General features: G+C 68.4%; 16 protein-coding genes. 9 read left to right on the top strand and 7 right to left on the bottom strand.

The annotated features are described in order from the left end of the window. The first annotated feature begins 97 nt into the window (after positions 1-97). Both argB and GXY85_01900 read left to right on the top strand, forming a co-directional pair. A complete protein-coding gene (gene argB / locus GXY85_01895) occupies positions 98-1,048 on the top strand; it encodes an acetylglutamate kinase (protein ID NLW49583.1) in 951 nt (316 codons plus the stop codon). Positions 1,049-1,056: 8 nt separating this feature from the next. Further along, positions 1,057-1,971 carry a VWA domain-containing protein gene (locus GXY85_01900; protein ID NLW49584.1) on the top strand — a complete coding sequence of 305 codons (915 nt, stop codon included), beginning with the start codon at positions 1,057-1,059 and terminating at the stop codon, positions 1,969-1,971. A 6-nt stretch (positions 1,972-1,977) separates the two neighbouring features. Here the strand turns inward: GXY85_01900 and GXY85_01905 are convergent, their stop codons facing one another. The 5 genes from GXY85_01905 to pspF all read right to left on the bottom strand — a co-directional run bounded on the left by GXY85_01905 (position 1,978) and on the right by pspF (position 5,460). Next, on the bottom strand, positions 1,978-2,451 hold the full coding sequence (locus GXY85_01905) for an FprA family A-type flavoprotein (GenBank protein NLW49585.1): 474 nt from the start codon (positions 2,449-2,451) through the stop codon (positions 1,978-1,980). A 36-nt stretch (positions 2,452-2,487) separates the two neighbouring features. Next, positions 2,488-2,745 (bottom strand): hypothetical protein, encoded by a 258-nt coding sequence (locus tag GXY85_01910; GenBank protein ID NLW49586.1) that lies wholly within the window; start codon positions 2,743-2,745, stop codon positions 2,488-2,490. A gap of 77 nt (positions 2,746-2,822) precedes the next feature. Continuing rightward, complete coding sequence (locus GXY85_01915) at positions 2,823-3,620, bottom strand: hypothetical protein (protein ID NLW49587.1); 798 nt, start codon at positions 3,618-3,620, stop codon at positions 2,823-2,825. 1 nt (position 3,621) lies between these two features. Continuing rightward, positions 3,622-3,948, bottom strand: a complete 327-nt coding sequence (locus GXY85_01920) for a PadR family transcriptional regulator (protein NLW49588.1) — start codon at positions 3,946-3,948, stop codon at positions 3,622-3,624. Positions 3,949-4,452: 504 nt separating this feature from the next. Beyond that, on the bottom strand, positions 4,453-5,460 hold the full coding sequence (pspF, locus tag GXY85_01925; protein ID NLW49589.1) for a phage shock protein operon transcriptional activator: 1,008 nt from the start codon (positions 5,458-5,460) through the stop codon (positions 4,453-4,455). Between the two features lie 213 nt (positions 5,461-5,673). Between pspF and pspA the strand changes: the two genes are divergently transcribed. The 3 genes from pspA (at position 5,674) to GXY85_01940 (ending at position 7,018) form a co-directional block, all read left to right on the top strand. After that, positions 5,674-6,336 (top strand): phage shock protein PspA, encoded by a 663-nt coding sequence (pspA, locus tag GXY85_01930; protein ID NLW49590.1) that lies wholly within the window; start codon positions 5,674-5,676, stop codon positions 6,334-6,336. 66 nt (positions 6,337-6,402) lie between these two features. Further along, complete coding sequence (locus GXY85_01935) at positions 6,403-6,648, top strand: phage-shock protein (protein ID NLW49591.1); 246 nt, start codon at positions 6,403-6,405, stop codon at positions 6,646-6,648. Next, positions 6,635-7,018 carry a PspC domain-containing protein gene (locus GXY85_01940; GenBank protein NLW49592.1) on the top strand — a complete coding sequence of 128 codons (384 nt, stop codon included), beginning with the start codon at positions 6,635-6,637 and terminating at the stop codon, positions 7,016-7,018. Before GXY85_01935 ends, GXY85_01940 begins: the two co-directional genes overlap by 14 nt. 77 nt (positions 7,019-7,095) lie before the next feature. On the opposite strand, the gene GXY85_01945 is transcribed toward GXY85_01940, so the two are convergent. Continuing rightward, positions 7,096-7,416, bottom strand: a complete 321-nt coding sequence (locus GXY85_01945) for a TRL-like protein family (protein ID NLW49593.1) — start codon at positions 7,414-7,416, stop codon at positions 7,096-7,098. Positions 7,417-8,052: 636 nt separating this feature from the next. Between GXY85_01945 and lexA the strand changes: the two genes are divergently transcribed. The 4 genes from lexA to tadA all read left to right on the top strand — a co-directional run bounded on the left by lexA (position 8,053) and on the right by tadA (position 11,948). Then, positions 8,053-8,658 (top strand): repressor LexA, encoded by a 606-nt coding sequence (gene lexA, locus GXY85_01950; GenBank protein ID NLW49594.1) that lies wholly within the window; start codon positions 8,053-8,055, stop codon positions 8,656-8,658. Between the two features lie 77 nt (positions 8,659-8,735). Then, positions 8,736-8,951 carry a DUF1854 domain-containing protein gene (locus GXY85_01955; protein NLW49595.1) on the top strand — a complete coding sequence of 72 codons (216 nt, stop codon included), beginning with the start codon at positions 8,736-8,738 and terminating at the stop codon, positions 8,949-8,951. A gap of 91 nt (positions 8,952-9,042) precedes the next feature. Continuing rightward, a complete protein-coding gene (locus GXY85_01960) occupies positions 9,043-9,618 on the top strand; it encodes an RNA polymerase sigma factor (protein ID NLW49596.1) in 576 nt (191 codons plus the stop codon). 452 nt (positions 9,619-10,070) lie between these two features. Further along, positions 10,071-11,948: a Flp pilus assembly complex ATPase component TadA gene (tadA, locus tag GXY85_01965; GenBank protein NLW49597.1), complete on the top strand. Its 1,878-nt coding sequence runs from the start codon at positions 10,071-10,073 to the stop codon at positions 11,946-11,948. Positions 11,949-12,083: 135 nt separating this feature from the next. Here the strand turns inward: tadA and GXY85_01970 are convergent, their stop codons facing one another. Continuing rightward, positions 12,084-12,677, bottom strand: a complete 594-nt coding sequence (locus GXY85_01970) for a sigma-70 family RNA polymerase sigma factor (protein NLW49598.1) — start codon at positions 12,675-12,677, stop codon at positions 12,084-12,086. Positions 12,678-12,719: the final 42 nt, after the last annotated feature.

Raw genomic sequence — 12,719 nt, forward strand, 5'->3', positions numbered from 1 at the left:
TGTCGCCGCCATTATAGGCGGTCGCCCAATGCTGTCAAACGGAAAAGCCGTCCTCCGATGGTCATGTCTGTGGCACCGACCACGGCGCCGTGGTAGAATGCCGGCAGCACACCCGACCCACCCTCTTCCGGAAGCCCCATCCATGGACGAAGCCATCCGCAAAGCGGACATCCTGATCGAAGCCCTGCCCTACATCCGGCGGTTCGCCCGCCGGCCCGTCGTGGTCAAGTTCGGCGGCAGCGCCATGGAGAGCGCCGCTGTCCTTGACGACGTCCTGCACGACATCGTGTTCCTGGCCACGGTCGGCATCCGCACCATCGTCGTGCATGGGGGCGGCCCCCAGATATCCGAGGCGATGAAGCAGGCCGGGCTGGAGCCGAAGTTCGTCGAGGGCCATCGCGTCACCGATGCCGAAACCCTGCAGGTGGCCGTGCGCGTGCTCTCGGAAGAAATCAGCGCCGACATCGTCCGCCGCATCCGCGCATGGGGCGGCCGTGCGCGTCCCGGCTACTCGGGCGGACGCAGCCTGCTGCGCGCACGCAGGAAGCTCATGCGCGCCACCGTCGACGGCGTGCCCCGGAAGATCGACGTCGGGTTCGTGGGCGAGGTCCACGACGTGGACCTCTGGACCATGCTGGACGCGACCGACGACGGCAGCGTGCTGGTCCTTCCCCCCATCGGTCAGGACGAGGGCGGCCAGCTCTACAACGTCAACGCCGACACCGCCGCCGCCGCCGTGGCCGGCGCCCTCAAGGCAGAGAAGCTGGTCTTCCTCAGCAACGTTCACGGGATCATGACCGAACCCGGAAACCCCGACTCCTTCATCTCGAGCGTTCCGGAGGAACAGGTGGAGGCGATGATCCGGGACGGCGTCATCTCGGGCGGCATGCTTCCCAAGGTGGCCGCCTGCGTGCGCGCTATCGATGCGGGGGTCCGCAAGGCGCACATCATCGACGGACGTCTGCCTCACTCGCTGCTGTTGGAGATCTTCACTGACAAGGGCGTCGGCACGGAGATCCTGAAGTCGGCTCCCCCCGCCGGCGCTTAGAGCGGCCCATGCCGAGCGTCTCCTTCCAGAGCCCGACCGTCCTGCTCGGTCTGGGGCTCGTGCCCCTGCTGTGGCTCGCCTGGGGGCAGGCGGCACGGCAGGCCCGGCGCATCGGTGAGCATTACGGCGGGCCGAAGTCCTTGTCAGGCAATCCGTTGCGGGGCGCGGCGCGGCTCCTGGCCCTGGTGCTGCTGATCGCCGGGACGGCCGGGCCCGGCTACCTCGGCGCGGGCGTCGATGCCCGGGCGGGGACGCCCGTCGTGTTCGTCCTCGACGTCTCCGCCAGCATGGAGGCGCGGGACGCCGTGCCGGATCGCCTGGCGGCTGGCCGCGCCGCCGTGCGCGACCTCTGCGCGCTCGTGCCGGATGCGTGCGCCGCCCTGGTGGCCGGCGGGGAGGCCGCCGCCGTCGTGTGCCCGCCGACGGACGACCGCCGGGCCTTCCTGGCCATCCTCGACCAGGCGGCCGTCGGCTGGATGCCGGCCGGCACCTGCGTGGCCGCCGGGCTGGAGGCGGCGCTCCCGCTGGTGGAGCGCGAGGGAGGCGCCGTCATCCTGGTGAGCGACGGCGAGGACCACGGGCCGGCGCCCGACGAGGGCCTCGAGGCGCTGCGCCGTGCGGGTGCCGTGGTGCATACCGTGACGGTCGGGACGCCGGTCGGAGCGCGCGTCGACCGGGCGACGCCCGCCGGCGGCGATCCGCCCCTGAGTCGGGCACGGCCGCAGGCCATGGCGGAATGGGCGCGCCGCGGCGGCGGGCGGGCGTGGACGGCGCCCGGCGGCCTGCCCGCCCGCGCCGACCTGGTCGTGCCGCCCGGCCTGCGTTGGGAGGCTGCGCGCCGCCGCGGCGTGCTGGTGGATCTCAGCCCCTGGCTGTACGCGGGCGCCGCGCTCCTGGCGGCCCTGTCCCTGCGGCTCCTCTGAGCCCGATCAGGCCGGGCTCTGCGCCGCCCGTCGGGCGAGTTCGGCTCCGAGCTTCCGGCAGGCCTCCGCCTCGGCCTCGCCCGGGGCGCCCTTGATCATCAGCGTCTCGGCCACGAGGGGACCGACGCGCTGGAAGAGCCCCTCGAACGGCTCCTTGATGCGCCCCCCGCCGCCGTGCGTGGCGAACAGCGCGACCGGGATGCCCTCCAGCTCCTCGTTACCCTTGCGCTTGGCGATCAGCCAGTCGTCCATGAACTGCTTCAGCATGCCGGCAGGGTAGCTGAAGTAGTCCGGCGCACCGAACGCGACGCCGGCGCATTCCTCCAGTATGGCGGGGTCCACGCGGCCGTCGTTGGTGTTGAACGAGACGACCTCGAAATCGCCCGCCGAGCGGATCCCCTCGATCACGTGCTCGGCGGCGGCCTTCGTGTTGCCCAGCGACTGCGAATGGTAGATGACAGCGATCTTGCTCCGGCGCATCCCGTCTCTCCCTTCTTCGCGAGGGTCAACGCTCCCTCAGGCGTCCAGCCGGCCGCCTGCGTCCGAACGGAACTGACTCCACAGGCGGCGGAAACGGCTCCTGTAGATTACATCGAACAGCCGTTCGCGCCCCGGGAAATTCCGCTCGACGAACTCCCGGAGCTTCCGTATCTCGATCACCACGTCGATGGCCGGGTAGTCGCTCGCCACGATCAACGAGCAGATGCGGTCCGCCCGGCGCTGCAGCGCGCGATACGACTCCTCGGACTCCGGCCTGTCATCGACGTCGTCCACGCCGCGCCTCCCGGCCCGCGTCATCCGCCCATCCTAAAGCACGCGGCGCCCTCCCGCAACGCGCAGCCGGCCCGGGTTCAACGCTCGCCTTCATTCCTCGCGACCTTCCGCCACGCCCACCGAACGATGAGCCAGTCCACGACGACCGACGTGATTGCCGCCAGAACAACAACCACCATGGGGTTCCTGTCAACTGACGCATAATGGGGCCTGCCCAAAGCGGCAATGCCCAGCGTTTTCCAGGCGACGGCCACGGCGATGACGACACGCCAGAACATGTAGACGAGTATGTCGAGCAGCAGCAGCGGGAAAAGGAGGCCGTCCGCGAGTGCCAACCCGAGCCCATGGAGCCGTCCGGCCGAACGCCGGATCTGACCGACGGCGATCCATCCCAAGATGGTTGTGGCAAAGGGGGCGAGAGAGCCGAGCGGCAACAGCACTACCAATGCCGCGATCTGCCACCAGGCTGGTCCGGGTGCAGGACTACCGTGGGGGCCCGTTACGGGCACAGCGACGAGCCACAGGAGCAACATGACAAACGTGAACGGAGCCCAGGCTGCGCCCACAACCGCCACACGGGAAAGGCGCGAAGGCCGAACACCGGTGGTCGGTGTACTCTCGTCGGTTGCCGCCTGCCCATCCTCGACGTAGGACTCCGCCGCGTCCAGCATCCCCAGAACCGCCTCTACGTCGGCTGTAGTGGGCTCATCGCCGGCGCGCTCTTCAAGCATGTCGCGGATCTGTGCCTCCACGTCGCCGGTCACGCTACGGCGTTCCGTAAGCGGCATGCCGCGGGCGGCGAGGGCCCTGTCGATTGTTTCGAGGTGCTCTGTGATGAGGTGTTCGGGGTCCGAGCGATTCTCACTGCCCGCCATTTTATCCCTCCTTGAGCAGTTCGTTGACCACAGAAGCCACCTGCTGCCAGCAGAGCGTCATGTGCGCCAGGCGGGCCCGGCCCGCCGGGGTCAGACGGTAGTAGCGGCGCGGCGGACCGTTGGGGGAGGGTGCCTCCCGCACAAGCACGAGCTTCTGCGCCGCCAATCGGGCCAGGACCGGGTAGACCGTGCTCTCGCTGATCCCGAGGGACTCTGCGCCGCCAAGACGCTGCAGAATCTGGTAGCCGTAGGCCTCGCCCTGCCGCAACGCTCCCAGGACGCAGGGTTCCACAAGCCCCTTCCGCAACTGAGCCAGCCAGACGCGCATGTCACTCCCCTCGGTCTATAGTGGATTATGCTATACGATAACGTATGGTAGCGTCAAGAGGCCCTTTCGCAACATCTTGGGGTCGGCAGAATCGGCGTGGGCGCGCGGCGTCTCAGAGGAGTCGTGGCGGCCTTGCCCTGCGGGCGCTCGGCCTGATAGCGCGCAGGGTACCCAGCGCTCACGCGCTGGGCCAAACGACCTGCCGCCCGCCCGGGGGCGGGCTCAACGTGCAAACGCCGCTGCGTTTGCCGCAGATCCGCCGTTGAACCACGACGACACGACGAGCACGACGAAAACAGCGGGCGAACGGGGCGGGCGAACGGGCGATGGCGCTGCACCGCGGAGTGCTGGAGGGCATGCGGCGGCTCCTCAACTGCACGGCCCCATGAGGATGTCATCCCGAGGGCCGCTCAGGCGGCCCGAGGGATCTGGCCGTGGCTCGGGCGAACGTGCTCAGCCGACGGAGCACAGGCAGAAGCGGCCGTTCGGACGGGCTCCCCCCCCTTACAACTCGTCCCTGTACTTGCGGTAGAGGCCGCGGAACTGGTGGTAGGTCAGGCCCAGGGCCTCGGCGGCGAGGCGCTGGTGGAAGCGCGCGCCCTCCAGCGCCTCCCGAAGCAGGCGCACTTCGAGTTCCCGCACCGCCTCCGCGAACGGCTTGCCGGAGGCCGGGGCGGAGGGGGGCGTTTCGGACGGCTCGGCGGCCGGTTCGGCGCGGTCGGACGCCGGCGCGTGAGGAGAGCGGAACGGGTCGAAGTCGATCGTGTGGATGACGGGCGAATCGGCGCGGTAGACGGCGCGCTCCACGACGTTCTTGAGTTCCCGCACGTTGCCTGGCCAGGCATGGGCTTCGAGCCGGGCGAGGGCGCCCGCGTCGAACTCGGGCACCTCGTCCCGACCCAGTTCATGGGCCATACGGGCGGCGAAATGCCCGGCCAGCAGTGCCACGTCGCCCGCGCGCGCCCTCAGCGGCGGCAGGAAGAGCACCTCGAACGACAGTCGGTCCAGCAGGTCCCGCTTGAACAGGCCCCGCCGGGCACGTTCGGCCAGATCGACATTCGTGGCGCCGACGATTCGGACGTCGACCTCGACCTTCTGCGCGCTTCCCACGCGCTCAAAGGCCCCGTACTCGACGACGCGCAGGATCTTCTCCTGCACCTCCAGCGGCGTGTTGGCGATCTCGTCCAGGAAGAGCGTCCCGCCGTCCGCCGCCTCAAACCGGCCGGCCCGGCGGGCGCCGGCGCCCGTGAAGGCGCCTGCCTCGTGCCCGAACAGCTCCGTCTCGATCAGGTTCGGCGAAAGGGCGGCGCAGTTGAGCGTCACCAGCGGGCCCTGCCACCGGCCCGAGAGGTAGTGGAGGCGGCGGGCGGCCAGCTCCTTGCCCGTGCCGCGCTCGCCGACGATCAGCAGGGGGCGGTCGACCCCGGCGGCAGCCGAAAGGTGCTCCTGGAACGCCAGGAACGCCTCCGATTCCCCCAGGGCCTCGGCCACGCGCTCAACCCCTCCCGGCATCGTGTCTTTCATGCGCGAATGGACCATTTAGAGGGCTAACTGACCTGATTGTAGCGGAAATCACCACGAAACGCAAGGGGGCCGCCCGGTGGGGGCATGCGCAAGTCTTTGGCTTCAAATCACTTGCGATGTGTGTGTTTTCTCTGGCATCCGTATTGCTCAGGGACGCCCCCAGGAGCGGCATTCACCGATGCTCAGAAGGAGGGACGGGAGATGGGTATCTTCAGCCGACTGCGGGACATCATCAGCTCCAACATCAACGCCATGCTGGAGCGTGCGGAGGATCCTGAGAAGCTCATCAAGCTGATGATCCAGGAGATGGAGGACACGCTGGTCGAGATCAAGGCGTCCTGCGCCGGCGCCATGGCCGCCTGCAAAAAGACGGAGCGCGCCCGCGACGAGGTCCAGTCCTACGCCGACCGGTGGGGCGAGAAGGCGGCCCTGGCTGTGCAGAAAGGGCGCGACGACCTGGCCCGCGAGGCCCTGGTCGAGAAGCGGCGCTACCGCGAGCGCGCCGAGGCCCTGGAGCGGGAGCTGACGCAGTTCCAGGGGCTGGTGCAGCAGTACCAGGACGATATAATGCAGCTGGAGGAGCGCTTGGCCTGTGCGCGCGAGAAGCAGCGGGTGCTCGTGCAGCGGCACGTGCACGCCCGGGGCAAGAAGCGCGTCGAGCAGGACATCCGCCGCGTCGACACCAGCGACGCGTTCGTCCGGTTCGAGCAGTTCGAGAACCGCATCGAGCGTATGGAGGCCGAGGCCGACCTCGTGAACGCGCACCGCAAGCCGGCCCTCGAAGAGCGCTTCGCCGAGATCGAGACCGACGAGGAGATCGAGCAGGAGCTTCAGGGGCTCAAGAACCGGACGGCGCCCGAGTAGCTGGAACACGCAGAAGGAGGCCGGACGATGCAAACGCTGGGACTGGCCATGCCGCTGGGGATCGGAATGGAGTCTCGGTCGGTCAGCGTACTTGCCGTGATTCTGTTCTTCCTCATTCCCCTGCTGATCCTGATCGCGATCGGGGTGGCGCTCCTGATGCGCTCGGGGCGGGGGCGCAGGGACACGGCCGATGAGACGCGCATGATCCAGGAGATCTACAGCGGACTGCGCAAGATGGAGGAGCGCGTCGAGGCGCTGGAGACGTTGCTCCTGGAGAGCGAAGGAAAGGAAGAGGCGCATGAACGTCAATGACTGGCAGCGACGCACCGGGCCGTACCGCGCGCGGGACGGCCTCATCCTGGGCGTCTGCAAGGGGATGGCCCGCTACATGCAGTGTTCGGTTCTGGTGGTTCGGTTGATCGTGATCATCCTCACCCTGCTGTCCACCGTCTGGCCGATGCTGCTCGTCTACTTCCTGGCGGGGGTGCTGATGAAGCCGGAGCCCGTCGTGCCGCTGGAGACGGCGGGGGATGCGGAGTTCTACAGCTCCTTTGCCGGCTCGCGCCGCATGGCCGTGGACAGGCTGAAGGCGAGCTTCGACCGCCTGGACCGCCGAATCCGCCGCATGGAGGGCATCGTGACGGACCGGGAGTACGACTGGGAGCGGCGCATACGGCGCTGACGGCTGCGTACAAGAGAGCAGGGCACCCGCGCCGGCGAACGGCGCGGCGTGCCCCGCGTCACTTGCCGACCGGGCCGCTACCTGCCGTACACGATGGTCGTGTACGTGCAGTAGATGCCCAGGATGTTCGTCTCTTCGGAGTCGACGTGATGGATCTGCGTGATCTGACCGTTCTTCATGGCCGCCTCGATCGAGGCATCGCCGCGGGCCAGCAGGATGATCCCCTCGCTCATGGCCACGCCCCGCTTGAGGTTCTCGGTGCCCATGGACGTATCGCCGACGGCCACCGGGCTGCGCGTCATCTGCACGGGGGCAATGATGGCGCCCGTCGGGTATGTGCAGCCGACGGCGACAGCCAGCAGACCGGCCAATCCCAGCACTAGCGCGAAACGCTTCATCGTACAACCTCCTCGCAATGAGTGAACAGGGCCCTCGGCCAGGTCCGCCGCGGCTCGGAGTCCGGTCCGGGCTGGCCTGTGCGAACTCACCCCCCCGGTCCCCTCGCCGGGCGACCAGCGGCCCCCCGGCAACACAGTCCAAGCATACCTCGCCGGCCGGACCGGTTCAAGCCCTATCAGCCCGCAGAAGACTGTGGACCAGCCGCCCGCCGGGGCCTGCCCGCCGCGGCGGGGGGGCGGGGCGCCTGTGCCACACAAGAAGAGTGCCCGGACTGCCCGCGCATCGACGGTTCCCCTGATCGTCTGGCAAGCACCCGGGGCGAGGCCGGACGGCAACCGGCAACGGCAACAAGACCCATGCCAGGCCGCAAGGCGCAATGACCGGACAGGGCGGGCACCCTCCCTCTGACGTTCAAGTCATTGCGATGCAAGGACTTAGCTCTCCGACACATCACCAGCCTGTCGGCCACGGACGCTGGGAACGCCCCTGCCGTCCGGTCCGCGTTCGCTTTCGGAACGGCCTACTCTTGAACAGGGGATGTCCGTTTGGGTATGATACATTTGTGGAGATGAATTCGCCCGCGCGCCGACCCGGACTCGGCGTGTCCCGGTGAACCTGATCGAGGCGGACGAACCATGACACGAGCGCTGACGGACAGGCAGCGGGAGATCTTCGACTTTATCTGCGAGGTGATGCGGGCGGACAACCGCCCCCCGACGGTTCGCGAGGTGGCCGACCGCTTCGGCTTCCGCAGCCCGAAGGCGGCGACCGATCACCTGGACGCCCTCGAGCGCAAGGGCTACATCCGCCGTCGCAGCCGCAAGGCGCGTAACATCGAGATCCGCGAGGAACTCTCGCCGCAGGGCATCCCCATCGTCGGCCGCATCGCCGCCGGCTCGCCCATCCTGGCCGTCGAGAACCTGGAAGGCTCCCTCTCCACGACCGGGCTCTTCCGCCCCGATGAGGGCACCTTCGCCCTCCAGGTGGAAGGCGAGAGCATGATCGGCGCCGGCATCCTCTCGGGCGACTACGTGATCGTCGACAGCAAGGAGCGCGTGCAGAACGGCGCCATCGCCGCGGTCGGCATCGGCGACGAGGCCACCGTCAAGCGCGTCTTTATCAGCAGGGGCCAGATGCGGCTGAAGTCCGAGAACCCCGAGTACGACGACATCGCCGTCGACAAGAACTCGCCCGAGGTCGTCGTCTACGGTCCCGTCATCGGCGTCGTGCGCAAGCTCTAAGCGCCTTCGCCGTCAGTTCGAGCACCGTCGCTTCGGGGGCGGTACAGAAACGGACGCGCGGCGCGGAGCGGCCTTCCATGCCGATCCCGCGGTTGACGTACAGCCACATCCGGCCGACGCGCGCGATGCGGGGCCTGGCGGGCCCTCGCTCCCTTGTGCGCGGCGCCCGGGACGCCATCGAGGAGCAGGACGACGCGACCCTGCTCATCCCGGACGTCGACGGCAACCGTTACCGCGTCGACATCACAAGGCTGGATGCCCGCTCCCGCCGCCTCTTTGAGTGCCTCGTCTGACCCTGCCGAATCCGGCTCCTGCAACATCTCGCGCTGCCATCTGTTATAGATAGTGAGGCCGCGAGGCGCTTCCAGAAACCGGGAGGGGCACGTGGACGGGCCGTCCGACGATGAACTGCTGGCGATGTTCCGCGAGGGCGACCTCGATGCGTTCGACGCGCTGTTCGACCGTCACCACGTCGACGTCTACCATTTCGCCTGTCTCATGCTCAATGGCCGCAACGACGCCGAGGACGTCCTGCAGGATACCTTCCTCGCGGTGGCGCGTTCGGCCCGTGCGTACAGCCCCCGCGGCCGTTTCCGCCCGTGGCTGATGCGCATCGCGCGGAACCTCTGCCTCAACCGGCTCCACTCCGAACGGCTGCGGAGACGCGTGCTGGCGGCCGACGGCGACTTCCCGGACGAAAGCGCTTCCGGGGCTCCGGCCGCGCCCGAACTGCTCGAATGGGATGAGGGAATGCGGGCGGTCCATGAGGCCGTGCGTGCCCTGCCCGAGCGGCAGAGGGAGGCCCTGGCACTCTACGCGTTCGAGGGCATGACGTACGGGGAGGTCAGCGAGGCGCTCCAGGCGCCCATGGGCACGGTCAAGGCGCTCATCCACCGCGCCCGCGCCGCTCTGGCCCTCGCGTTGAACCACGATCAGGGAGCACAACGAGATGACGTGTGAACGCAAACACGAAGAGCTGGCGGCCTTCGCCGCGGGCGATCTCGATCCCGAGAGCGCTGCCGCCCTGAAGGGGCACCTGGAGGGCTGCGCGGTCTGCGCGAGGCGCCTGGCCGCAATCCGCGAGACGGACGCGCGGCTGAAGCTTCTGCCGCGCCTTCGGCCGTCGGCCGGGGCGATGCTCCGGACGCGGCGCGCGCTCAATGAGGAACTGCGCGCCAGGCCTGCGCCTGAGGTGATGACGCTGGAGGAGGCCGCGGCGTTCCTGCGGGTGGAGCCGGACGATCTGCGGGAGGCCGCGTCGCAGTTGCCGGCATTTGAGATCGGCGGGCGCATCCGCATCCGCCGCGAGAAGCTGATCGATTGGATTGCCCGGCGCGAACGCGTCTACGCGCGCAGCACTGCCGAGAGCGACGTGGCGCACATCCTGTCGGGCATCAAATGGGAGGTCGACGATGGCACCAACGGCGACAAGGGAAGAGCACGTGCGGTTCTGGCGGTTCCTTGCCGGGCGCCTCAAGGAGCACGGCAACATCCTGTGGGCGCTCAACGAGAGCAAGGAAGAGATGGCCGGCACGGCATTCGAGGGTCCTCTGGCCCGGATCTCAGCGGCGCTTGAAGGTGGCAAGCCTTCCCACATGGCTGTGGCCGGAGAGCCAGAGCTGTTCTCGCAGAGCGTCGCCGTCCTCCTCCGTGCGGCCGAAGAGGGAGGGCCGATCCCGGCCGTCGCGTCGCGGCTGGTCGAGGCTGTACAAGACGGCAGCCTGCCGCTGCCCGGCGTGCCGCCGAAGGGCGACGAGCAGGTGCGCTTCTGGCGCTGCTTCGGGCACATGATCGGGTCGGGGGTTCCAATCCTGGAGACCTTTCGGGTCTTGCGCAAGGAGGTCTGCACGGATGCTCTGGCGGACGCAGTGGAAGCTATCGAGCAGTCCGTTTTGCGCGGCAGCTCGATGGCGTCCGTGATGCGAGAGCACACGGATCTCTTCCCACTTGCCGTCTGTTTTGCCGTGGAGATCGGCGAGGACTCCGGGAACCTGCACGAGCAGGCGATGAGGATTGCCAATGCGCTGGAGTCCGGCGACCTCCGTTCGCTTCGGGCGGAGCCGATCGAGGCCCTGCCCCAGATGCACGAACTGCCGGCCGTCAGCCGCTTTGTCAACGTTCTGATGCTCAACGCCCTGCAGGAGAGGGCGAGCGACGTACACGTCGAGCCGACCGAGAACGGGCAGGGGCGGTTTCGCCTGCGCCTGGACGGCGTGCTTCACGATTACAGTCGGCCACGGGAGGGCTTGCGCCCGGGCGAGCAGATCCCCTATGACGAAGTCGTGAACCGGATCAAGGTCATGGCGGGCATGGACTTGATGGAGAAGCGGGCGCCCCAGGACGGACGCATCCAACTCAACGTGAGCGGAAGGGCCATCGACGTACGAGTCAGCAGCGTACCGATGGTTCGCGGCGAGCGCGTCGTGATGAGGATGCTGGACCGAAGGACGATGCACCCCCGGCTGAGGGAGATTGGCCTGCTCGACGAAGATCTGGCGACGGCGCGGAGCCTCTGCCGCCTGCCACACGGCCTGGTGCTCGTGGCCGGTCCGACGGGCTCCGGGAAAACCACGCTGCTGTACGCCATGCTGATGGAACTGGATCGCGACAGCCGGTGCGTCGTGTCCGTCGAGGACCCCGTCGAGTACTACCTGGAAGGCGTCTCGCAAGTCGATGTCGACCCCCGGGCCGGGCGCACCTTCCCTGCCGTCGTGCGGAGCCTGCTGCGCCAGGACCCCGACGTGATCATGATCGGCATGCTGCCTGATGCCGAGGTCGCGAACCTGGCGGCGCAGTGCGCCCTGAACGGTCACCTTGTGTTCTCCACAATCGACGCCCCCACGGCTTCGGCCGGCCTGAGGCGGCTGCTGGACATGGGCCTGGAGCCCTTCGTGCTGAATTCCTCTCTGGCTGCCGTCATCTCCCAGCGCCTCGTACGCATGTTGTGCCGGGAGTGCAGGGAGCCGATCGACCCGCCGCGCCACTCCCTCCCGCCGGACGCGGCGGAGATGCTTGAAGGCCGGGAAAACGTGCAGTTCTACAGGCCGGCCGGCTGCGAGAAGTGCCGGGGCACCGGCTACCGCGGCCGCACCTGCATCCACGAGATCCTCACCCCGGACCACCGGATCAGGGAACTGATAGCCGGGGAGGCCCCGGCGCGCGAGATCCGCCAGGCCGCCACGGCGGCCGGCATGCGCACGATGCTCCAGTGCGGAATCCTGCGCGCCGCCGACGGCACGACCTCGGTCGAGGAGGTGCTGCGGGTGATGGCCGCTGACCTGTGGGAATGACCCCGCGTAAGCAGCCCGACGGGCGCCGGCGGGACGTGGCCTGCACTGCGCATGGCGTGCTGATATGCATGAGAGAAGTGGCATCACGATTCATGCAGCGCAGGGGGCGATCATGCGTTTCGCGTACCGGGTGCTCTACTTGTCGGTTCTCGCAGCCGTTCTGTGTTCCGTGCCGGCGAAATCCGCCCACGGGGGAGTCGGGCTCGGACTGGAAGGACTTCTGGGCGGGCCCGTGCCGAGCGGCACGTCCAGGAACTCCGCCACCTTGCGGTATGAGAGCCAGCCCAAATGGAACATCGTCAGGGGGATCCTGTACCTGGGAGGCAGCGAGTGGACGGCGCCGAGCACGGCATCGGCCAGGTCCTTCTTCTCGGCGATCTCGGGTGGCCCGGGGCGGAAGTCCGGCACGTCCAGGCCGTCCGGCCCCGAGAGGTGGCCCAGGTGTCTGAAGAGGCCCGGGCGGAAGGCCTTCAGCCAGTTCATGGTCACGCCGAACGTCACGCGCCTCAGCCAGGCGGCGAATCGGGTATGGTCCCGGAGCTGATCCAGGTTCGAGTAGGCCCGGATGAAGACTTCCTGCGCGATGTCCTGGGCATCGGCCCAGTGATCTACGATGCTGTACGCCAGGCCGTAGACGTGCCCCTGGTACCGTGAGACCAGCTCACGATAGGCGTCCTGGTCGCCACTGAGGACTCGGCTTACCAGTTCCGCATCGGTCACATCGGACATCGCGCGTACCCTCGATCCGTCTGCGTCGCGGCTCCCTCCGCG

The sequence above is a fragment of the Candidatus Brocadiaceae bacterium genome (assembly GCA_012728835.1).
GTDB lineage: Bacteria > Planctomycetota > Brocadiia > SM23-32 > SM23-32 > JAAYEJ01.

What these genes read in the sequence shown, in the direction of transcription:
- GXY85_01940 (NLW49592.1), top strand. Translation starts at nt 6,635, where the DNA reads ATGAACGTCAATGACTGGCAGCGACGCACCGGGCCGTACCGCGCGCGG.
- tadA (NLW49597.1), top strand. Translation starts at nt 10,071, where the DNA reads ATGGCACCAACGGCGACAAGGGAAGAGCACGTGCGGTTCTGGCGGTTC.
- GXY85_01955 (NLW49595.1), top strand. Translation starts at nt 8,736, where the DNA reads ATGCCGATCCCGCGGTTGACGTACAGCCACATCCGGCCGACGCGCGCG.
- GXY85_01900 (NLW49584.1), top strand. Translation starts at nt 1,057, where the DNA reads ATGCCGAGCGTCTCCTTCCAGAGCCCGACCGTCCTGCTCGGTCTGGGG.
- GXY85_01945 (NLW49593.1), bottom strand. Translation starts at nt 7,416, where the DNA reads ATGAAGCGTTTCGCGCTAGTGCTGGGATTGGCCGGTCTGCTGGCTGTC.
- GXY85_01915 (NLW49587.1), bottom strand. Translation starts at nt 3,620, where the DNA reads ATGGCGGGCAGTGAGAATCGCTCGGACCCCGAACACCTCATCACAGAG.
- GXY85_01935 (NLW49591.1), top strand. Translation starts at nt 6,403, where the DNA reads ATGGAGTCTCGGTCGGTCAGCGTACTTGCCGTGATTCTGTTCTTCCTC.
- GXY85_01920 (NLW49588.1), bottom strand. Translation starts at nt 3,948, where the DNA reads ATGCGCGTCTGGCTGGCTCAGTTGCGGAAGGGGCTTGTGGAACCCTGC.
- argB (NLW49583.1), top strand. Translation starts at nt 98, where the DNA reads ATGCCGGCAGCACACCCGACCCACCCTCTTCCGGAAGCCCCATCCATG.
- pspF (NLW49589.1), bottom strand. Translation starts at nt 5,460, where the DNA reads ATGCCGGGAGGGGTTGAGCGCGTGGCCGAGGCCCTGGGGGAATCGGAG.
- GXY85_01970 (NLW49598.1), bottom strand. Translation starts at nt 12,677, where the DNA reads ATGTCCGATGTGACCGATGCGGAACTGGTAAGCCGAGTCCTCAGTGGC.
- lexA (NLW49594.1), top strand. Translation starts at nt 8,053, where the DNA reads ATGACACGAGCGCTGACGGACAGGCAGCGGGAGATCTTCGACTTTATC.
- GXY85_01905 (NLW49585.1), bottom strand. Translation starts at nt 2,451, where the DNA reads ATGCGCCGGAGCAAGATCGCTGTCATCTACCATTCGCAGTCGCTGGGC.
- pspA (NLW49590.1), top strand. Translation starts at nt 5,674, where the DNA reads ATGGGTATCTTCAGCCGACTGCGGGACATCATCAGCTCCAACATCAAC.